The following is a 21,030-nucleotide window of genomic DNA, read 5'->3' as shown; positions in this document are numbered from 1 at the left end:
ATCACCGCCGTAATTTTAAAGCGGAAAATTACTCTACTACAAACCATGGAAGGAAAAGTGCCGACGGTGCCGCCGCCGGAACCGCCGGCCGAGGGGTGGTACGCGCCGCGAGTGCTCGACCAGCGGGCCGTCCACGCGGGCGTCGTGACGACGATACGGGACGGCCCGGACGGGTTCGTCTACGAGACACGCACGCCCGGGCTGACGGCCGCCGGCGAGCGGGCACGGGCGCTGGTGGACGACTACCTCGCGAGCGCGGAGTTGCGCCGACCCCGAACGCGGGAGGGCGTCCGCGAGCGGATGGACCGCGGGTTCGAGCCGAAGTACGGGCGGGCCATCGACCGCCTGACCGACTGCTCGCCCAGCGCTCGCCGGCGGGTCGAGTACCACGCGCTGGCCGACCACCGGTGTCTCGGACGGGTGACGCCACACGCGCTGGACGAGACCATCGAGGTCGCCGACAGTGATGGGGGTGAGACGACCGTCCACACCACCGACTTCGCGCCCTGTCGGACCGCGGTGGACCCACCAGAAGCCTACCTCGACCGCTTCGCCGGCGAACGGCTGGCCCGCTACGAGGTGTCGTTCGAGGGGTTCTCGGTCCCCGTGGTGGTCTACCGCTCGAACGTGCTCGGCGGCGACCCGTTCGCCGTCAGGTACGCGGTGCTCGAACCCGACCTCCTCCCGGGGGACGACCGACTGCTCGCCGAGTGCAAGGAGCGCATCTGGGAGGCCAGCGCCGACGACGTGCTGGGGACCGGCGACCGGGCCACGTTCGTCCGCGAACGGGCCGAGGACCTGCTCTCGCGGCGACTCACGGCACGGAACGCGGGAGCATGGCTGGAGTCGACCCGCCACCGGGTGCGCGCGGCGCTCGCGGAACACGGCCTCGCGTTACCGCCGGTCGACTCGCGCTACGCCCGCGACCGGCTGGACGACCTCGTCTACTACGTTCTCCGTGACTTCGTGGGGTACGGCCAGCTCACCGTCCCCATCCGGGACCCGAACCTCGAAGACGTGGAGGCAAACCGCGTCGGCGAGCGGGTGAAGGTCATCCCCCGGAGCGACGTCCACGACGGGCGCGTCCCGACCAACCTCACGTTCGAGGACGAGACCACCTTCGTCAACCTCGTCACGCAGCTGGCGGCCGAGGACGGCGTCGAGTTGAACGCCTCGACGCCCTCCGCCAAGGTGAACCTCGACCCGCCGGGCGTCGACGAGACCATCCGGTGTGCCGTCGCCCTGCCCGTCGTCAGCGAGGGGGGCCCGCACATCTCCATCCGCAAGCAGGCGCCCGACGCGATGACGCCGGTCGACCTCGTCCAGCGTGACGCGCTGCCGACCGAACTCGTGACGCTCCTCTGGATGCTCTACGAGTCCCGCGGCGTGGTGCTGTTCTCCGGACCGACCGGGGTGGGGAAGACCACGCTGATGAACGCCCACATGCCGTTCGTCCCGTTCTCGGACCGGCCCGTCTCCATCGACGAGGGGAGCCGCGAGGTCCGCCTCCCACACGAGACGGGCGTCTCGCTCACCACGCGAGACCACGAGGACGCACACAAGCGGGTGTCGATGGCCGACCTGATGACCGAGGCAAACTACCTGAACCCGGACGTGGAGGTCATCGCGGAGGTGAACACGCCCGCCTCCTTCCGGACGTTCGCGGAGTCGCTGAACACGGGCCACGGTCTCGTCGGCACCACCCACGCCGAGGACGTCGAGAAACTCGTGAACCGGGTGGTCGAACAGGGCCTCCCGGCGTACCTCCTGCGGGAGATCGACCTCGTCGTCTTCCCGCGGCACGTCGACGGCGAGCGCTACGTCGGCGAGGCCGTCGAACTGCTCTCGGAGCGTGAGTTCGAGCGACTCGAGCACCACGCCGACGGCGAGCGCGCCGGCCGCATCGAGAAGGACGGGACCGTCGTCTGCTGGAACCGGGTCTGTCGGCGCGAGCGTGGGGCCGGACGGGCGGACGACGGGTTCCGCTTCGCCTACGACCACCCGGACCTCGGCGCGAGCACGGAGTCCGTCCGGACCCTCGCGTTCGAGCGACTCGCCGGGCGCACCGACCGCTCGCCCGAGGCGGTCCGCCGGGAGTTCCGTCGGAAACACGGCTACGTCGAGTACCTCGTCCGCGACGGCCGCACGGACTTCGACGACCTGTTCGGCTTCCTCGCGGATCTCCGGACCGAGGAGGCGGCGACGGTCGAGCGAGTCCACCGTCGGGGGGTCGCCGCGGACGGTGGTGCGTCCAGCACGGAGGAAGGAGGTCCGGATGGCGACTGAGACGGACCGGTCCCGGTCACGCGCCGGCCCGAGCGGTGGGCTCGCAGCCCTCGACCGGAGTCTCTACGCGCTGTTCTCCCGGCACGCCGACCGGTCGCGTCACGAGACCGACCGGCGGCGCTACCGCGAGGCCGCGCTCTCGCTCGGGTTCGACCGCTACCTCGCCCGCGTCTACGGGGTGTCGTGGCTCGTGGGACTGCTCTCGGGCGTCGCCGTCGCGGTGCTGGCGCTCGCGCTCCCGGCAGAGGTGACGGCGACCGTCGCCAGGTTCGCCCACGACGGACTGCCCGTCCTCAACCGCGTCGACCTCCCGTCGGCCCCACGGCGCCCGGTCGCGGTCGTGACCGGTCTCCTCGCGTTCGCGACCGCGAAACATCTCGTGGTCCGGACAGGTGGGCGCTACCTCGCGTGGCGAGCGAGTGCGCGCCGGGCGGGCATCGAGCGGTCGCTCCCCGGCGCGGTCAGGTACTGCCGCGCGCTGGCGACGGGGAGCGACGACCGACGGGCGATGCTCCGGAAGGTGGCCGAACGCGACGCCTACGGCGAGACGGCCGTCGCCTTCCGGCGCGTCCTCAACACGGCCGCGCTCACCGGCAGCCTGAACGAGGGGTTGCGACGGACCGCCCGTGACACCCCCTCCCGTGGCGTGCTCTCGCCGTTCCTGCTCAAGTTCCGCGAACACGGCAGTCGCGGCTCGGACGCGCTGGAGGGTTACCTCAGCATGGAGTCGCGGATGCTGAGCCACAGACAGGAGCGCGAGCGACAGCGTGCGGGCGACTTCCTCGAACTCCTCGCGGAACTGTTCGTCGTCCTGCTGGTCCTCCCCGCGCTGCTGGTAGTCATCGTCACCGTCCTCTCCGTGCTGGCGCCCAGACTGGGTCGCCCGATACCGACCCCACTCGGGACGACCACGGCCCGCGCGCTCCTCGTCTACGCCAGCGCCGGGTTCGTCCTCGCCGTCGGGGCTGGTGCGGCACTGCTCGTCGAGCAGCTCCGTCCGCCCGGACAGCGGTCGCCGTCGTACGACCGGCCGGGAGGCCTCGGGACGCTCCGTGCGGCCACGGCGAACCCGGCCAGTGCCGCACTCGTCTGTCTTCCCGTCGCGGCAGGCGTCGCGGCCCTCGGCTGGTGGCTCGACTACCACCCCGCGAACGTCCTCGTCGTCGGCTACGTCGCCTACGGCCTCCCGGTCGGCCTCGTCGCCGTGCAGCGGGCGAGACGCGACGACGCGAAGGACCGGGAGATGCGTGACTTCGTCCACGCCGTCGCCGGGCACGTCGGCCTCGGGATACCGTTCGGTGAGGCGGTCGAGAAGGTGGCGACGGGGAGCGACCTCGGCCCGCTCGAGGCGGACGTGGCCGACCTCGCGGTCAACCTCGGCCTCGTCACCGGACCGGACGACCGGGACGTCCGGGCGGCCGCGTTGGAACGGTTCGTCGACCGCGTCGGGACCCCGCTGGCCGAGCAGACCGTCGGTCTCGTCACAGGCGCGCTCGACGTGGGTGCGGACGCGGACGCCGCGTTCGAGACACTGCAAGCGGAGATCGGTCGGCTCTACCACGAACGCAAGGCGCTCCGCTCGGCCATGCTGGTCTACGTCGCCGTCGGGTGGACCACCGCGCTCCTCGTCGTCGGCATCGTCGTCGCGGTGAACCTCCACGTCCTCGACGGCTTCGCGCAGCTCTCGGCCGTCGCCGAGTCGAGTCGCTCCATCGCCATCGCGCCCGACGCGGTCCAGCCCGAACGTGACCGGTTCCGGTTCTACCTCGTCACGCAGGCGACGATGCTGGCCTGCGGCTGGTTCGCGGGTACGGCCTCACGAGGGCGCTACGAGGCGTTGCTCCACTCCGCGGCGCTGGCGCTCGTCTGTTACGTCGTCTTCGCGGGGGCGGGGATGATATGACCGGGCGCGACGGCCACCGCGCGCAGGCCAACGTCGTCGGCGTGGCCCTCCTCCTGGGCGTCGCCGTCGTCTCGCTCGGGACACTCACGGCGGCCGTCGGCACCGTCGTCGAGGACCACACCGCCCGGACCGACACGGCCCGTGTCGCGACCGACCTCGACGCGGCGCTGGGCCCCGTGACGACGACCGGCCGCAACCGTGGCCGGGTCTCCTTCGCCGAGGGGACGCTCCGGACCGTCGAGCGTGACCTCCGCGTCCTCGACGGCGACGGCGTCGTCGAACGCGTCCGGGTGGGAGCGCTGGTGTACGAACGACCGGGCGGCGGCCGCGTGGCGTTCCTCGGCGGCGCACTCGTCTCCGGCCGGGGGCGGACGGCGAGCCTCGTCACGCCGCTCCCGATGACCGCGTCGCGGGGCAGCGCGGAAGGAGACAGTGAGGACGGCGACGACGGGGATGGTGGGGGTGACGCTGGCGTCCTCGTCGTCGGTGCGGCCCGCCTCGGCCCGACGGCCGCGAGCGTCTCCGGCGGCGGCACCGTCACGCTCCGGACCGACGTACGTCACCATCGGACCGACCTCGGGACGGGCGCATACCGGGTCGCCGTCGAGACGCGGACCCCGGTCCCGCTGGCCGAGTCGTTCCGCGAGCGGGGCGCGACCGTCACCACCCGCGACCTCGACGGCGACGGCCTCCCGAGCGTCGTCGCGTCGTTCGACGGCGAGCGCCGGGCCTACCTCGTCGTCCACGACCTCTCGCTGGAGGTGGACGGCTGATGCAGGTTCCGCGCGACGACCGGGCGGTCAGTCCGGTCGTCGGGAAGGCACTCGAGGCCGCGCTGGTCGTCCTCTACCTCGGGCTGGTGACGACGACGCTCTACGGCGGTGTCGTCCCGGATTACCGCGCGACGGCGGGGGCAGAGGTAGGTGACCGGACGCTCGCCGCGGCGGCGACGGAGCTGGAGCGAGCGGTCCCACCGCCGGCCGAGTCCGTCGTCGTCGAGGTTCGCGTCGACCTCCCCCGGACCATCGCGGGGGACCGCTACGCCGTCCGGGCCGACGCGGAGGCGCTCGTCCTCGACCACCCGGACCCCGCGGTCGGTGGCCGGACGCCGCTCTCGCTCCCCGACCACGTGGTCGGGGTCCGGGGAGCGTGGGAGAGCACCGCCGACCCCGTGGTCAGCGTTCGGAGCGTCGAGGCGGGCGTGGAGGTGGTGCTGGCGTGAGTGTACCCGGACCCGCCACGGCGCCCGACCCCGGTCGGGCGCAGGCGAACCTCCCGGCCGTCGCCGTCGCGTTGCTCCTGCTGACGGCGACGACGGGCCTCGCGCTGACGCTCGCCGACGGCGCGTTCGCCGCCGCGGACCGCGACCCGGCCGACCGGCGCGCGGCGACGGCGCTGGCCGACCGGATGGTGGCGGCCGACGGACCGCTCACGCGACGCGCGAACGTCCTGGACGCCGACGCCGTCTCGCCGCTTCCGGCCGCCCGCCTCGACTCACGGTTCCCGGTCGTCGAGGGACACGCGCTCCGGGTCCGGCTGGGTGACCGGACGCTCCTCGAACGAGGTCGGCCGAGCGGCGGCGCCACGGTCCGTCGGGTCGTCCTCGTCGCCGAGGAGCAGTCGGTGACGGTCACCCCACGCCTGACCGGGAACGTGACCACGCTCCCCCGACGGACCGACCGGGTTCGACTCAAGATCGACCCCCCGGCGGCCGCGACGGTCCGCACCGTCCGGGCGAACGACCGCGTCGTCCTCCACGACCCCGACGGACTCACGGGGACGTACGACGTGGACGTCTCGCGGTTCGAGACGGTCCGCCTCACGTTCGGGACGACGGGACCGCTCCCACCGGGCAGCGTCGAACTCACCTACTACCCCACGCGGACGACGAAGGCCACACTGGCGGTGACCGTGGATGCGTGACCGCGACAGAGGCCAGCTCTCGCTCTCGGTGGCCGAGGCCGCGGTCGGCGTCGTGCTCGTGCTGGCCGTCGCGGTGGGGTTCGCGTTCGGCCTCCCACAGCCCGACACCCGCGACGCGCAACTGGAGACGTACGCCGAGGACGCGGTGACGGTGCTCGCCGGGGAGGCGCCGCGTCACCAGGGTGCCACCCGGCTCTCGGAAGTCGCCTGGTCGCCCGGGGCGTTCGAGCGCGAGTCCGGAGCACTGGAGCGGCGAGTGGACCGCATCCTCCCCGACAACCTGCTGTATCGGGTGACGACACCACACGGGAGCGTCGGCTTCCGCAAGCCGGCAGGCGTGGCGGTTGGGAAGGCGAGCGTGACGACCCAGCACGGGCCGGTGACCGTGCGGGTCTGGTACGGTTGAATCGGACGGCGGGGGGCCATCCGCACCCCCGCTCGGTCGCCCGACCGGCTCGCCACCGTCACCAGCGCCCCCGAGGCCGCCCCCTGGGAAACACTCAATAGCCTATTGACAAGAGTCAACACGCACCATGAAGTACACACGGGAGGAGTCACGAGCGCGACTCCGAGCGACGGTCGAGGCGGGCGAACCGATCATCGGGGCGGGCGCTGGGACGGGCATCTCGGCGAAGTTCGCCGAGCGCGGCGGCGTCGACCTGCTCATCATCTACAACTCGGGGCGGTACCGGATGAACGGCCGGGGGTCGCTGGCCGGTCTGCTGCCGTACGGCGACGCCAACGAGATCGTCCTCGAGATGGGACAGGAGGTGCTCCCGGTGGTCGAGGATACCCCGGTCCTCGCCGGCGTCAACGGCACCGACCCGTTCCGGGACATGAGCGTGTTCGTCGAGGACCTTCGCCGGAGGGGGTTCTCGGGCGTGCAGAACTTCCCGACGGTGGGGCTCATCGACGAGGACTCGGGGTTCCGCCAGAACCTCGAGGAGACGGGGATGGGCTACGACAGGGAGGTCGAGATGATCGGGGAGGCGAGCGACCAGGGGATGCTCACCTGTCCGTACGTCTTCAGCGAGCAGGACGCCCGCGAGATGACCGAGGCGGGCGCGGACGTCGTGGTCTCGCACATGGGGCTGACCACCTCCGGCGACATCGGCGCGGAGACGGCGCTGGACCTCGAGGCGGCCGCCGAGCGGGTGCAGGCCCACTGCGACGCGGCGAAGTCGGTCGACGAGGACGTGATGGTCATCTGCCACGGCGGGCCGATCGCGTGGCCCGACGACGCAGAGTACGTCCTCAACAACACCGAGGACGTGGTCGGGTTCTTCGGCGCGTCGAGCATCGAGCGTCTCCCCACCGAGACGGCCATCGAGGAGCAGGCCCGCGAGTTCAAGGAGGTGGAGTTCTGATGCCCGCCGAGCGCGACTCGGAGTACGTCGTCGAACCGGACGACGTGGAGAGCCAGCTGTTCGACTGGGGGGCGCTGAAGTGGATGAGCACGCCGAGCGTGACGGGCGGCGAGCGGTTCAGCGCCGGTGTCGTGAAACTGGAGCCGGGCAAGGGCCACGAACGACACACCCACCCGGAGAGCGACGAGATACTCTACGTGGTCCGGGGCGAGGGCGAGCAGGAGGTGGCCGACGAGACACACGCCATCGAGACGGGCGACATGGTGTTCGTCCCCGAGGGGGTCGAACACGGCACGGTCAACACGGGGTGGGAGCCGCTGGTGTTGCTGGCGGTGTACGCCCCACCCGGTCCGGAGGACGTGTTACGTGACCTGCCCGAGTGTGAGATCGTCCCGGCCGGGAAGCTCCCGACCCAGGAGAACGTGGACAGGGAGGCGAAGTGATGGCGGTCGTCCTCGTCGGAACCCTCGACACGAAGGGCGAGGAGTTCGCGTTCGCCCGTGACGTCGTCGAAGCGCAGGGTATCGACGTCCACGTCGTCGACACGGGCGTCCTCGGCGACCCCGAGTTCGAGCCGGACACGAGCGCGAGCGAGGTTGCCGAGGCCGCCGGCACGACGCTCGAGGCCCTCCGCGAGGCGGGCGACCGCGGCGAGGCGATGACCGCGATGGGCGAGGGCGCTGCCGCGGTGGTCACCCGTCTCCACGAGGCGGGCGACCTCGACGGCGTCCTCGGCCTCGGCGGGTCGGGGAACACCTCGGTGGCCACGCAGGCGATGCGGGCGCTCCCCGTCGGGGTCCCGAAACTGATGGTCTCGACGATGGCCTCCGGCGACGTCGAGCCGTACGTCGACGCGACGGACGTGACGATGATGTACTCCGTCGCGGATATCGAGGGGCTGAACCAGCTCTCGCGGGCGGTCATCTCGAACGCGGCGCTGGCGATGGTCGGGATGGTCGCGAACGAACCCGACGTTGAGACCGAGGACCGCCCCACGGTCGGCATCACGATGTTCGGCGTCACCACGCCCTGCGTCCAGACCGCCCGCGAGTACCTCGAGGACCGGGGCTACGAGACCATCGTCTTCCACGCCACCGGCACCGGCGGGCGGGCGATGGAGAACCTCGTCAGGCAGGGCGTCATCGACGGCGTGCTCGACGTGACGACGACGGAGTGGGCCGACGAACTCGTCGGCGGCGTGCTCAACGCCGGGCCGGACCGACTGGATGCGGCGGCCGAGACGGGGACGCCACAGGTCGTCTCCGTCGGCGCACTCGACATGGTCAACTTCGGCCCGCGTGACTCCGTGCCCGAGTCGTTCGAGGGCCGGCAGTTCCACGTCCACAACCCGCAGGTGACGCTGATGCGGACCACGCCGGAGGAGTGTGCCGAACTCGGCCGCATCGTCGCCGAGAAACTGAACGCTGCGACAGGCCCGACGGCGCTCTACCTCCCGCTCGGAGGGGTCTCGATGCTCGACGTCGAGGGCGAGGACTTCCACGACCCCGAGGCGGACCGGGCGCTGTTCGACGCCATCCGCGAAGGGCTCGACGAGGGCGTCGAACTGGTCGAGATGGAGACCGACGTGAACGACGAGGCGTTCGCCCGGGCGATGGCCGAGCGACTGGACGCGTACATGCGGGACGCGGGCCTGGTGTAGGCGAGGGGTGTGCCGGAGGCCCAGGCGTCTGGCGACACAGCACGGACCGGGGAGTAAGACGGTATTACCCTCGGGCGGGTATCGTGTTCACAGTTGGGGTTACGACCGGACGCGGGTCGTGGAACGACAGGCATCGGGCTCGGCACGGAGGGTCCGGCAGTCTCGCAGTCGACCCTCTCGGGCCGTCCAGTGCTGCCCGAGAGACCATCCCGGCGAAAACTGCGAATAACTATGTGGTCCTTTGGTTGCTGTCCCAACGATGAGGTCGAGTACGCTCACAGTGCGTTCATCAGAACGGAACGATGCGTGAGTCGCGGAGCGACCGGCCGGGAGTCGTCGTTCCGACGGGCCACGACCCGGCGAGTTACACGTGCGTGCGTTCGCTCGCGAAGCGTGGCATCCACACGATCGTCGCCTCGGAGAAGCACCCGCCAGCAGCTGCATCGCGATTCTGCGGTGAGGAGGCCACGCTACCCCCACCGAGAGACGACATACTGGCGTACCGCGATGCACTGCTCGAACTGGCGGCCCGACCGAGTGTCCGAACCGTCGTTCCGGTTCGGCCGGACGACGTGTACGTCCTGTCGAAGTTCCGTGGACAGTTCACCGAACACGTCTCGCTCCCGCTCCTCCCGTTCGACCGGCTGCAGGGCAGTTGCGACCGGATGCGACTCGTCGACGCTGCCCAGGAGGCAGGCGTCCCTGTTCCGCGGACCCGACTGCTCACCGACGATGTCGACATCGACCGCCCCTCCATCGTCAAGTCCCGCTACAACATCCTCGTCGACGAACACGTCGCAACGTTCGGGCCGAGCGAACTGGACGTGGTCAAGAGGTTCTGGCACGTGTCTCCCGAAGAGCAGATCGACTGGGTGTCCATCCGGCGGGAGATGCGGCACACGCCGATCGTGCAGGATTTCGTCCGCCACGACGACATGTACGTGTTCGGTGCGCTGTACGACCGAGGCGAACCGCTCGTGACGTTCCAGCACCGGCAGATCCGGGGGAAATCCTACACCGGCGGTGGCGGCGTCTACCGTGAGTCCGTGTCGAACCCCGAACTCGAGGCCGTGGGCCGGAGGCTACTCGACCATCTGGAGTGGCACGGCCCCGCCTGCATCGAGTACATGCGCGAGGAGGAGACGGGCGAGTACGTTCTCACCGAGATCAATCCACGGATGTGGCAGTCACTCCCGACGGCCGTCCTGGCCGGCGCGGACTTCCCGTACTACTACTGGCTCCTCGCGACGGGACGGCCCGAGGAGGTGAGACAGGGATACGAGCTGGGTGTGGGGACCCACCAGCTCTACGGCGAACTGGGGTACCTCGACAGCATCCGACACGACGACTCACTGCTCGTGACTCGGCCGTCGTTGAGCCGTGCCGCGCTGTCGGTGCTGGTATCGTGCGTCACCGACCCACACTTCGACGTGCTCCATCTCGACGACCCGAGCCCCTTCGTCAGCGGGGTGGCGAAGGCGGTACGAAAGCTCCCGGTCCACAAGTGGAGCGGGTGACGACCCGAGTCTGGTATCCGTGACGCGCTTCGCCACCACGAGGGTCGGCTCCTCGACCACCGCACAACTATCATCACGGTGTGAGACGACCGGACTCGGCTACCTGCTCGGGAGCCGGGAGGACGGCGGGGCGAACGTGGGACCCACTGACGGACCGCTCCAGGAGGACATCTCTGCTTGCCAGTGCAGGGGAACCACCCTTGGCCGCTCCCGGCCCTCACCACGACATGACCGACTCGCCCGGCTTCGGGAGCGACCCGGCGATACACTCGCAGCTGTCGAGGCGCCCACGATGAGTGCGCTCTCGACCGGCCGCGAGGTCGTCCGCACGGTCCGGGAGGAGCACGTGCTGTTCATGGGCGCGAGCATCGCCTACTACGCCATCACGTCGCTCGTGCCGTTGCTCATCGTCTCCCTCGCCGTCGTCTCGGCGCTGGGGGCGACCGGGGCGCTGGTGGACGTGGTGCAGACCGCGCTCTCCGATAGCGGTGAGCGGGTCGTCGAACACGTCCTCGCCGACGCGGCCGGCTACCGCACCGCGGGCGTGCTCGGCCTGCTGGTCACGGTGTGGGCGGGGAGCAAGGTGTTCCAGGGCATCGCGGTCGCGTTCAGCGAGATATACGGTGACGACGTCGGCCTCTCGCTCCCCGCCCGGGTGGCCCGGAGCCTGCTGGTCGTGGGCGTGTTGCTCGGGGCCGTCGTCCTCCTGTCGGCGACGGGGCTGGCGTTCGCCTACGTCGAGTTCCGGGTCCCGTACCCGAGACTGCTCGGGAGTCTGGCCGCGCTGGTCGTCCTCGCCGTGGCGTTCGTCCCGGTGTACTACCTGCTGTCGCCGGTCGACACCACGGTCCGGCACGTCCTACCGGGCGCGGTGCTCGCGGCCGTCGGCTGGGTCCTCGTCCAGCTCGGGTTCTACGCCTACGCGCAGCACGCGGGCCGATACGCCGCGTTCAGCTTCCTCGGGGCAGTCCTCCTGTTCGTCACGGCGCTGTATCTGGCGGCCACGGTGCTGGTGCTCGGTGGGGTCGTCAACGACGCGGTGGGCTGGTAGGCCCACTATGTAGCGGGCGATGGTGACCAGCGGTACGGACCCGTTTGCGGACATGATCGTGCTACCAACCCCCGACTGTTCCCGGCCTCTGACGACGAGTCTTCGCACGACTCGCCACCAGGGGAGCCGGGGATCAATACCGAGCTGAAGAGGATTTCGATTACAACATAGTTACAGCATCAAGATTATCTTGAAAATCTTAACTTCCAACCCGAATATAATGTCAATCAATACAAAGATTCATATGACATATCCACAACATTGCGAGTTGTGCTGGGAGATACCCAGTTCTGATCAGAGCCATGGCCAGGAGACTGTTTGCCGTCGGTGGAGTGTTACTCACAACCATCTTGATCATCGGCGTCTCGGTTGGAAGCGTTCCAAGTATAGTACCGAGCGATGGTCCTGGCGACGCACCGGCCAACGGGAATCAGGGGGGCAACGGAGTGAAGGCCATCAGCTTCGTCGGCTTCTGTACCGACGAGTCCGCGGACTTCGGTAGTGGGAGCGTGACTGCGGACGAGTACAAGGACGGCGACACCAGCGAGCCAATCGCGGCGAGTTGGAGTTCAGAGCCAGCGGTCGACTATATCACGTACAAAGCCGGGACGGACCTGTACGTGATCGAGTACGACCCCGCCGTGAAGAGCGGGGATTTCGAGGTCGGTGACGGCGTGCCCGCAGCGGAGTTCGACCCGACCATCAGTCCCAGCAACTACTGTGGTGACGGAGAGGAACTCGCCAAGTTCGATTGGAACGGCGACACCTTCGAGAGCGAGGGTGGGAACGAGGTGTTGTGACCACGACTAAGCAGTCTAAACGGACACGTAGTGTGCGAGCGATACGTGTTACTGGCGAGCAATCCGACGGTGGTATCTCGGGCCGAGAGAGAACATGAAACGTGGGTCGACCGAGGCGAGCAGCGGTTCTGTTACGGCGGTGGGTGCGCTCTCGGTAGCCCTCCTCGGGGTCGGTGTACTGTTGCTACTCCTCCGAGTGCAGGTGTTCGAATCGGTCTTCAGAGACGGACGCGTCGTCCTCCTCGGTAACGACCCGTACGGCTACCGCCACATCGTCGGGCAGTTGGTGGCCGACGTCGCCGGACCCTTCGATGTCGGGACGCTCGTACAGTACCAGGGACAGACGCCGCTGTTCGTCGTCACGCTGGCGTGGGTGACGTCGCTCCTCGGTGGAAGCCCCACCGCCCTCGGACACGTCCTCGCGTGGTACCCGGTGGCCGCCGGGGCGACGACGGCACTCCTCGTCGGCATCGTCGGTACTCGGCTCGTCGGTGATCACTGGGGCGGAGTCGTGGCCCCGGCAGCACTGGCTCTGACGCCCGCCAACGTGTTCCGGACCGCCCTCGGATACGCCGACCACCACGCCTTCGACTTCGTCTGGCTCGCGGCTGTGCTGCTCGGCCTCCTGCTGACCGTCGGTGACGAGCGGACGACCGAGCCACCTCGACTCGTGCGTGCGACGACGACGTTCGGACTCAGTGTGGCGATTGCAGTCCAGATACTCGCCTGGCGTGGTGCGTTACTGCTGCTCGTCCCACTCGGCCTCGTCGCAATCGGAATCTGCGCCGATTCGGTTCGGCGTGCAACCTCACCGGCGGTGGCGGTCGCGCCGCTCGTCGTTGCCACCTGGCTCGCATCGATACTCGTCGTGGCCGCGCACGTGTTCTGCGGCTGGCACTCGCAGACGGTCGTCCTCCAGCCCGCGATACTCGCCTCGGGGATGACCGGGGTCGCTCTCGGTGCAGAGGCCCTGACTCGGCGGCAAGAGGTGACCGAGGCAAGTGTCCTCTGGGGGGGTGGTCTGGTCCTCGTCGCCGTGTCGGTCGTCGCATCGCTGCATGGTTCGCTCACCCGAAGCCTCTTCGAGACCGGACTGGAGTACTTCCAGACGACGGGAGGGTCCGGCATCGACGAGGCCAGTTCACTCCTCGCGGGGCGCTTTGGGCTCGTCCTCGGCCCGCTCACACTCTTCGGGGCGCTTCCCCTCCTCGCGCTCCCAGGTCTGGTGTACGCTACCGGTGCGGCTCTACTGAAGGGAAGACGCGACTGGCTCGTCGTCGCCACCTACGGCTGGTGGTGCCTGGCGCTGGCACTCTTTCAGCGCCGCTTCGCGGGGGAGCTGTCGGTACTCGTCGCGCTGCTCGTGGGAGCGACGGTCGTCGCCGTGGCCTCACGGGTCGGGCTGCGTCCAACGACCGTCCACCCGTTCGGTGTCGAGACGGCTGCCCTGGACGGGACACACGAGCGTCGTCCGTTCGCCTCGCTCTGGCACCGGGCTCGTCAGTGCCAGCCTCGCGAAGACGGGGGCAGCCCCCCCGCGAGCGGGAGGATCGTCGTATCGGTCCTGCTCGTTCTGGTGTTGCTCGTCAGTGCCCTCCCGACTCCCACGATGCTGGCAGGGGCGAGCATCGACGACGAGACCTACGGCACAGCTCGAGCCATAGAACAGGACGCGGCGAGCGCGGGGCTCACGTATCCAGAGAGCTACGTTCTGAGTCGGTGGGACCGCGTCCGGATGTACAACTCGCTGGTGAACGACCACTCGAAGTCGTACACGTACGCCCAGCGCTCGTATCCGTCCTTCCTCCATTCCTCGAAGCCGGAGACCTGGTACGAACGGATGCGCGAGCGACCCGTCGGATACGTCGTCACACGGAGTGACCGCGAGTCACCCGGCGAGGCGTCGATGTGGACGCGTCTGCACGAGCGGTACGGCAGCCGTGGCGCGGGCGTCCCGGGCGTCGGTCACTACCGGGTCGTGGACACGAGTCCCGGCGGGGGTGTCAAAGCGTTCCGACTCGTTCCCGGGGCCGTCGTCTTCGGCCACGCCCCGCCGAACGCCACGGTTCGACTCGATGCCGAGGTTCGCCTCCCGTCGACAGCGGAGCAGTTCACGTATCGGCGCCAGACCGTGGCGACCGCGAATGGGTGGTTCGCGGTTCGTGTGGCCAATCCAGGTACGTATCGAATCGGGAACCGCTCTCTCGCGGTGACAGAAGCGGACGTCGAGTCCGGAGCCTTCGTCTCGGGGGGGCAGACCGATAACTGGTCGGGAACGGTCGACGGGGACAGACGAGAAGCCCAAGCGGATGGAAGTAGTCACTGGCGGCTGGACGCCGGCAGCGGCGACTTCTTCTTCGACCCCATAGAGGGTCGACACGGCGAGGTCGTGGGGCCACACAGGGAAGCAGACGCCCTCTGGACCGGAACCGCTGCCGGAACCGCACTGGCCACCGACGGCTCGGTGAGAGGTGTGGTCCACGAGTCGGAGGGACTGAACGGCTCGGATGGATTCACGCTGTCGGTCCGGTTTCGAGTTCCGCAGAACGACTCGAGACCGTTCCCACGTATCGTAGCCAAGACCAGCGGTGGCAGGTTCGAGACCGCGGCTGGCTACCAGATCGCCCTCATGCGAGGGCGGCTGCTGGCGACTGTCGGAGACGGGACCGAGGTTGCAATCCTCCGTGGTCCGTCCGTCAGGGACGGTCGGTGGCACCGGTCGACGCTGACGTGGAACGGGACCCGAGCACAGCTCTATCTCGACGGTCAACAGGTCGACTCGCAGGCCGTCACGGCACCGCCGGTGGCGCCGGTTCCGCTCACGATCGGGGCTGCCGCGAGCAGTTCGGGCGGGTTCGTGGGCGAGGTCGACGACCTGTGGTACGTGCCCCGACCGGGCTGGGAACCGCCCGACAGAGGGACGATGAACGAGAGCACGCGGCCGACCTCGCTCACCTCTAGCCCGTGAAGTTATGCGTCTCTGCGACAACCCTCGTGGACGTATGCGGTCGAGTTCGCGTGTCGGTCGACGGAGACCCATAGAGGGGACTCAGCGTCCGGGGCCGAAAGTTTGGGGTGAGCCGGGGTGACGGTGGCACACCGCTGGCAGTACATCAGGTGGCTGCTTGCCTGGCTACTGACCGCAGTTATCGGGTTATCGCTACTGGGTCTGCTGTCTATCGAATCGTTCGTCGTAGCGGCCGCGACGGGGGTCCTCGTGGTGACCGAACTGACCCGCCCGGCGCGTTTGTCGCCGGCCTGGCACCGCCAGCTCCGCTGGCTCGTCGCGCTCGCGCTGGCCAGTGTCGCAGTCCTGATCGCTAGCGAGGTACTGTCGCTCCTGCCGCCGGGAGGGCTCCCGTGAGTCGACGGAATCGACTGTTGGAGTGGGGGCCGACATCGGAGAGGGGACCCTTCCTCTCGAGTGTCGGACTCGCCGCGCTGGTGGTCGCTGTCCTCCTCGGTCTCGTCGTCGGTGCGGGCTTCTCCACGGCAACGTTCGGAGCGTACAATCCCAGCTGGGACGGGACGTCCGAATTCGTGGGACTGGCCGAGCGGACCGGGACCGAGACCCTCGTGACCAGTGACGTCGCGAGGTACCCGACAGGGGACCCCAGCAGAACTGTCGCGGTGGTCTTCGCCCCCAGGACCGGGTATGACGAATCCGAGACCGAACGGATATCGCAGTTCGTACAGCGAGGCGGGACACTCGTGGTCGCGTCCGATGCGGGTGCGGGAGCCATCCCGGCGAACGAACTCCTGTCGAACCTCGGAACCGAGGCACGAGTCGACGGGAGACCACTCCGCGACGAGGTCCGCAACTCCGAGGGGCCAGCGATGCCGAGGGCGACGAACGTCACCGACCACCCGCTAACACGACGCGTCAGCGAGGTGACGCTGAACTACGGAACCGTCGTCGACCCTGGAAACGCGACGGTGCTCGTCGCGAGTTCGCGATTCGCCTACCTCGACGTGAACGGGAACGACCAGTTCGACGGAGAGACGAACACGGCCGAAGAGCCACGCTCGTTCCCCGTCGCCACGGTCGAACAAATCGGGAACGGACGGGTGGTCGTGCTGGGAGATCCGAGCGTGTTCATCAACGCGATGATCGACCAACCTGGGAACCGGCGACTGGCACTCGGACTTCTCGAACCGCACGACAGAGTGGTCGTCGACTACTCGACTCGGGGAGATCTTCCACCGCTCCGTATCGGCCTATCACTCCTCCGGCAGTCGGACCCACTGCTCGCGATATCGGGATTCGTCGCCGTCGCCGTACTGGGTGCGATAGCCCGCTGGCGGGCGTGAGAGGAGAGACAGCGGCACCTCGGCGAGAGATATATATCTGGTTGGATTGATGAACATTACATGGAAGAGGCCAAAGCCGTCTACGAGGCGCTCCGTGAGGAGATGGAGTCGGTTCTCGTCGGTCGTCCCGACGTCGTCGAGCTCCTCACCGTGGCCCTTCTCGTGCAGGGGCACGTCCTCATCGAGGGGCTCCCCGGAGTTGGGAAGACGACGGCGGCGAAGCTTCTAGCCCAGGCGTCCGATCTAGACGTACGACGTATCCAGTACACCCCCGACCACCGACCCGCGGACATCACCGGAACGTACGTGTACCGAGAGGGGACGGGGGAGTTCGAACTCAGGCGGGGGCCGGTGTTCGCGAACGTGGTCATCGCGGACGAGATCAACCGCGGGTCCCCGCAGACACAGAGTGCCCTGCTGGAGGCGATGGAGGAGCAGCAGGTGACTCTAGAGGGGGAGACCCTCCCGGTCCCGACCCCGTTCATGGTCGTCGCGACGCAGAACCCCATCGAAACCTCGGGGACGTTCGACCTCCCCGTCGCGCAGCGTGACCGCTTCGAGTTCCAGCTGGAGATGGGGGTCCCGGGCCGGGACATCGAGCGGGCGCTCCTCGACCGTCTCGGCGAGCGTCACCAGTTCGAACCCGGAACCGTCGAGAAGGTCGTCACGGCGGCCGACATCGCGAAGGCCAGCGAGGCAGTTCGTGAGGTACACGTCGAACCGTCGGTCAAGGAGTACATCGTCGATCTGGTCGAAGAATCCCGCGCCCACCCACAGGTCACGTACGGCGCCTCCCCCAGAGCGCTGTTCGCTTTCTTCAACGGCGCGAGGGCACTCGCAGCGATCGACGGACGCGACTTCGTCACCCCGGATGACGTCCTCGCCCTCGCACACGCGGTCCTGGTCCACCGACTCGTGCTAGCACCGGAAGTGAACATGTCCGACCTGTCGGCCGCAGATATCGTCGAGGACGTGGTCGACACCGTCGAACCGCCCGGATCCGACTTCGACCTCGAGGGGTCAGCCATGGACCGCTGGTTCGGGGACGGGACCAGCGCGGGCGACTGACCCGGCTCCGGCGTTCCGGGTGGGGACGACCCGAGCTCAGGTAGCGTCGCCGTCCCACTCACAGACGACCTCGCTGGTGCCTTCTCCGAGACGACCAGTCCGAACGGTCAGTCGGACCGGTCGGTCCAGACGTCGCGCGAGTCCAGTGGCGATGAACGACGGGACCGGGTGATCGAACTGCTCGAGTGAACCGTACGCACTTCCCGAGACTCGAAGGGTGATGCCCTGATCGGTCCGTTCGGACACCGTGATCGAGTCGGCCAAGCCGAACTGTTCCGTGAGGGCATCCATCAGCTGTTCGATAGTGGCATCCGGCGAGTCGGTCCCGAATTCGGCCAGCATCCCCGCGTACGCGTTGAACAGTGACTCGCCCGTCGGCTGGACAGACACTCCGCGTTCCCGTTCGTCGTCGGTGACGACGAGCGTGTGTTCGAGTGCCTCGTCGCTGGGGACCACGTAGTCGGTCGTCTGTGGAACGAACAGACGAACCGCGCTGCTCCCACGCTCGGTCCGGACGTATACCCGCAGATCAGACAGTCCGAGTTCCGCGACCAGTGCCCCACCCGAGTCGGCGAGGGCGCTGTACGTCGCGCTGCCGACGCCGGTCGGAACCGGTGACCCGGGGACGAGTGTCGTCGTGAGCAGCGCCCCAGATAGCCCGATCCCGCCGAGTGCGAGCATCACCACCCTGACCCCTGGGAAGATGAGCCCCACGACGAGCGCGAGGACACCGAACGAGACGAAGCCGAGGACGATTCGTCGACGATGCGTGGCCATCGAGGCCGTGGTCTGGGAGACACCGGCTCGAAGCTCGCTCGCCGAAAGCCACGCCGCGCTGTCGCCGTCTCCCGCGACGGCCACGGTACCGACGCGCCTATCGAGGGACGTCGCCCCGTCCGGGGCGCTGCTCTCGTTGCCCCCAGTCTCTCCGACGGCCGTGTCTCCGGCCTCGGTCTCTTCGGCGCCCGCCTGTTCATCTTCGTCCTGTCGCTCGTCGCCGATCCGGTTCGAACTCACCGGCCTTCACCCCCGGACGTGTCGTCGACATGAGCCGCCGTGGGGGACGACGAGAGCGCGTCCACAGCGCGCTCTTCCGAATCGGGAATCGGACCACGGAACCGCCAGCCATCACCTGTCCCGAAGGTCGTACGAGCCGGGAGGACGCGAATCTCGTACCATCGACCGATCGCCACGAGGATGGCACCGACGAGGGCAACGTATCCGACGACGGTTGCGATCGACAGCGTTGGAGACGAGTTCCAAGGGAGGACGGTCCAGACGACCCCAGTCGAGGCGATAGCGAGGAACCCGCCCACGAACGCCGGGAGTGATACCCGCGGTTCGTCGAACAGGACTGCAGGCTCGACGAGGATGCTCAGGAGACCGACCGCGGTCAGAAGGAGCACCCACGGCCGGTCGGCCACGCCGGCGGCGCCGAGGACGACGCTGCCGAACAGGAACCCGAACTCTCCGCCGTAGAGTTCCGTGAGGAGGAGGACACCGACACCCGCGGCGAGCCACACCTGATCGACCGTGACAGCAAGTGTCAGAGAAAAGACGCCTGCTCCGGCCAGTTCGAGAACCGTGAGTCGTGGAGTCGGGGGCCAGCCGCTCGAACGCTGGTCGGGCGACGGCACACTCATCGGTCTCCCACCCCGTGGGTTTCGATAGACTGGACCGTCGCAGACTCGACATCTGTCGGGGCGACCGTCACCGCTGTGACGCGGTTCATCGCGCCGAGTGACTGTCGGAACTGTCGTGCTGCCTCGCGCCGAGCGCGTACGGTCGCTTGGTCGACGACAGCTGTCGACCCCTCTCGCACGGCAACGTGGACGTCCGTCTCGACACTATCGAAGGCGGCGTCCGGCGGGAGCAGGACGAAGACGGGAGCGCCGCTCCGCTGGAGCTGCTCGACGGCCGCTCGGATGACACCCCGGTCGACCCCCGCGGTGAGTAGTACGTATCGAGTCCGTCCGGTGCTGGTCGTCGCGTGGGTCTGGACCGCGCGCAACAGGGGGTGTGCCGCCAGCCGCTCGCCGTGGGCGATTCCGTCCGCGAAGAACGGCCGAATCAGGGATGCGAACTGTGAGGCCTCGCCCTCAAGCGACGACCTGGCGCGGCCGATGGCGTCGAGGTCCGGAACAGGGCCGTTCGTCTCGGGGCTGCCATCACCGCTCGGCTCGAGTGAACTCAGGGCCCGGCGCACGTCCGCGTAGTTCCGCCTCGAGGCGCGCGGCTCGATGACGGTCGTCGGACCCTCGTCGTCGATCGCGACCAGACCGACTCCCTGCGTGGTCTCGGAGAGCGCTTCGACGAGCCCCAGCCCGGCGTCCTGCAGGTGTCGGAGGAGCGTGACGCCGGCCGGTGGGACGCCCCGAGCCGTCGCCCTCCCGTGTTCGATTAACAGCACCGTGTGGCCGAACCCCTCGGACTCGTACTCCTTGACGTGCGCCTCGCGGAGTCGGCTCGTCACCTTCCAGTCGATCCGGTTCGCCGGGTCAATCGGGGTGTACCGACGGAGCGAGGAAGGGTCGGTCGTGAGGGGCGTCCTGAACGGGGGGGTCGATACGTCGAACATGGCCTCCGGCCTACGCGGAGAGACGTCGACAGTGTACTCGTCACCGACGTGGAAGGCCGTCCAGACAGCTCGTTCGTCGGAGACGATAGCGACGGGGAGGTCGAACCGTTCGACGCCACCCGTCGGGAACCGAATCGGGAGTCGTTCGGTCGTCGACGTCTCCCCGGGCACGAGCGTGGCTGCGAAGACGCCACTCTCCGCGACCACCTTCGCGGGCAGCGTCTGGATGACGTCGACCCGCATCCTGCTCGGAGGCTCCAGGTCAACCTTCGTCTCCAGTGCCGTCTCGACCGTCGCCCGCGGAGCCTCGCTGACTACGGTGCTGCTGACGCTCAGTCGTGTGGCGACATCAGCGGCCGTTCGGGCGAAGGCCATACGTCGAGCGAACACCCACGACCAGGCGCCAGCCGCGCCGAGGAGGAGCACGGGTCGCCCCAGCGCCACGCCGAGCGCTACCGCGAGGACTCCTCCCGCGACGACTGCCCACCCCCGCGGCATCGTCCACATCGGCAATACGGTCGTTTTCTGTGTAGTTCAATATATTGGTCGAACAGACAGTACAGCGA

At 68.6% G+C, this 21,030-nt stretch carries 19 protein-coding genes; 16 read left to right on the top strand and 3 right to left on the bottom strand.

Going from position 1 to position 21,030, the window contains the following annotated elements; all coding sequences use genetic code 11:
- Window positions 1-45: 45 nt before the first annotated feature.
- The 16 genes from N0B31_RS20105 to N0B31_RS20030 all read left to right on the top strand — a co-directional run bounded on the left by N0B31_RS20105 (window position 46) and on the right by N0B31_RS20030 (window position 17,886).
- Complete coding sequence (locus N0B31_RS20105; protein ID WP_260593429.1) at window positions 46-2,286, top strand: type II/IV secretion system ATPase subunit; 2,241 nt, start codon at window positions 46-48, stop codon at window positions 2,284-2,286.
- Window positions 2,276-4,189, top strand: a complete 1,914-nt coding sequence (locus tag N0B31_RS20100) for a type II secretion system F family protein (protein ID WP_260593428.1) — start codon at window positions 2,276-2,278, stop codon at window positions 4,187-4,189. Before N0B31_RS20105 ends, N0B31_RS20100 begins: the two co-directional genes overlap by 11 nt.
- Window positions 4,186-4,962, top strand: coding sequence for a DUF7289 family protein (locus N0B31_RS20095; RefSeq protein ID WP_260593427.1), 777 nt, complete (start codon window positions 4,186-4,188; stop codon window positions 4,960-4,962). The genes N0B31_RS20100 and N0B31_RS20095 overlap by 4 nt, the downstream gene beginning before the upstream one ends.
- The gene (locus tag N0B31_RS20090) at window positions 4,962-5,411 is read left to right on the top strand and encodes a DUF7266 family protein (protein WP_260593426.1); all 450 of its coding nucleotides are present in this window, start codon (window positions 4,962-4,964) and stop codon (window positions 5,409-5,411) included. Before N0B31_RS20095 ends, N0B31_RS20090 begins: the two co-directional genes overlap by 1 nt.
- On the top strand, window positions 5,408-6,112 hold the full coding sequence (locus tag N0B31_RS20085; protein ID WP_260593425.1) for a DUF7263 family protein: 705 nt from the start codon (window positions 5,408-5,410) through the stop codon (window positions 6,110-6,112). The genes N0B31_RS20090 and N0B31_RS20085 overlap by 4 nt, the downstream gene beginning before the upstream one ends.
- The gene (locus N0B31_RS20080) at window positions 6,105-6,518 is read left to right on the top strand and encodes a DUF7262 family protein (protein ID WP_260593424.1); all 414 of its coding nucleotides are present in this window, start codon (window positions 6,105-6,107) and stop codon (window positions 6,516-6,518) included. Before N0B31_RS20085 ends, N0B31_RS20080 begins: the two co-directional genes overlap by 8 nt.
- Window positions 6,519-6,645: 127 nt before the next feature.
- A complete protein-coding gene (locus N0B31_RS20075; RefSeq protein WP_260593423.1) occupies window positions 6,646-7,479 on the top strand; it encodes a phosphoenolpyruvate hydrolase family protein in 834 nt (277 codons plus the stop codon).
- Window positions 7,479-7,922 carry a cupin domain-containing protein gene (locus N0B31_RS20070; protein ID WP_260593422.1) on the top strand — a complete coding sequence of 148 codons (444 nt, stop codon included), beginning with the start codon at window positions 7,479-7,481 and terminating at the stop codon, window positions 7,920-7,922. The genes N0B31_RS20075 and N0B31_RS20070 overlap by 1 nt, the downstream gene beginning before the upstream one ends.
- Window positions 7,922-9,139: a Tm-1-like ATP-binding domain-containing protein gene (locus tag N0B31_RS20065; protein ID WP_260593421.1), complete on the top strand. Its 1,218-nt coding sequence runs from the start codon at window positions 7,922-7,924 to the stop codon at window positions 9,137-9,139. Before N0B31_RS20070 ends, N0B31_RS20065 begins: the two co-directional genes overlap by 1 nt.
- A 302-nt stretch (window positions 9,140-9,441) precedes the next feature.
- Entirely contained in the window at window positions 9,442-10,656 is a 1,215-nt protein-coding gene (locus tag N0B31_RS20060; protein ID WP_260593420.1) for a carboxylate--amine ligase, read from the top strand.
- Between the two features lie 292 nt (window positions 10,657-10,948).
- Window positions 10,949-11,707 carry a YihY/virulence factor BrkB family protein gene (locus N0B31_RS20055; RefSeq protein ID WP_260593419.1) on the top strand — a complete coding sequence of 253 codons (759 nt, stop codon included), beginning with the start codon at window positions 10,949-10,951 and terminating at the stop codon, window positions 11,705-11,707.
- 302 nt (window positions 11,708-12,009) lie between these two features.
- Window positions 12,010-12,507 carry a hypothetical protein gene (locus N0B31_RS20050; RefSeq protein WP_260593418.1) on the top strand — a complete coding sequence of 166 codons (498 nt, stop codon included), beginning with the start codon at window positions 12,010-12,012 and terminating at the stop codon, window positions 12,505-12,507.
- A 94-nt stretch (window positions 12,508-12,601) separates the two neighbouring features.
- On the top strand, window positions 12,602-15,475 hold the full coding sequence (locus tag N0B31_RS20045) for a LamG-like jellyroll fold domain-containing protein (protein ID WP_260593417.1): 2,874 nt from the start codon (window positions 12,602-12,604) through the stop codon (window positions 15,473-15,475).
- Between the two features lie 123 nt (window positions 15,476-15,598).
- Window positions 15,599-15,871, top strand: coding sequence for a DUF8044 family membrane protein (locus N0B31_RS20040; protein WP_260593416.1), 273 nt, complete (start codon window positions 15,599-15,601; stop codon window positions 15,869-15,871).
- Complete coding sequence (locus N0B31_RS20035; RefSeq protein ID WP_260593415.1) at window positions 15,868-16,818, top strand: DUF4350 domain-containing protein; 951 nt, start codon at window positions 15,868-15,870, stop codon at window positions 16,816-16,818. Before N0B31_RS20040 ends, N0B31_RS20035 begins: the two co-directional genes overlap by 4 nt.
- A gap of 60 nt (window positions 16,819-16,878) precedes the next feature.
- Window positions 16,879-17,886, top strand: a complete 1,008-nt coding sequence (locus N0B31_RS20030) for an AAA family ATPase (RefSeq protein WP_260593414.1) — start codon at window positions 16,879-16,881, stop codon at window positions 17,884-17,886.
- A gap of 36 nt (window positions 17,887-17,922) precedes the next feature.
- On the opposite strand, the gene N0B31_RS20025 is transcribed toward N0B31_RS20030, so the two are convergent.
- From N0B31_RS20025 to N0B31_RS20015, 3 genes are read right to left on the bottom strand one after another with little or no spacing between them, the layout of a single operon-like run.
- On the bottom strand, window positions 17,923-18,903 hold the full coding sequence (locus N0B31_RS20025) for a DUF7982 domain-containing protein (RefSeq protein ID WP_260593413.1): 981 nt from the start codon (window positions 18,901-18,903) through the stop codon (window positions 17,923-17,925).
- The gene (locus N0B31_RS20020; protein ID WP_260593412.1) at window positions 18,900-19,529 is read right to left on the bottom strand and encodes a DUF8163 family membrane protein; all 630 of its coding nucleotides are present in this window, start codon (window positions 19,527-19,529) and stop codon (window positions 18,900-18,902) included. Before N0B31_RS20020 ends, N0B31_RS20025 begins: the two co-directional genes overlap by 4 nt.
- The gene (locus N0B31_RS20015; protein ID WP_260593411.1) at window positions 19,526-20,971 is read right to left on the bottom strand and encodes a DUF58 domain-containing protein; all 1,446 of its coding nucleotides are present in this window, start codon (window positions 20,969-20,971) and stop codon (window positions 19,526-19,528) included. The genes N0B31_RS20020 and N0B31_RS20015 overlap by 4 nt, the downstream gene beginning before the upstream one ends.
- Window positions 20,972-21,030: the final 59 nt, after the last annotated feature.

It is taken from the genome of Salinirubellus salinus (assembly GCF_025231485.1).
GTDB lineage: Archaea > Halobacteriota > Halobacteria > Halobacteriales > Haloarculaceae > Salinirubellus > Salinirubellus salinus.
The sequence above is the reverse complement of the archived record's forward strand: the minus strand, read 5'-3'. Positions and strand labels throughout refer to the sequence as shown.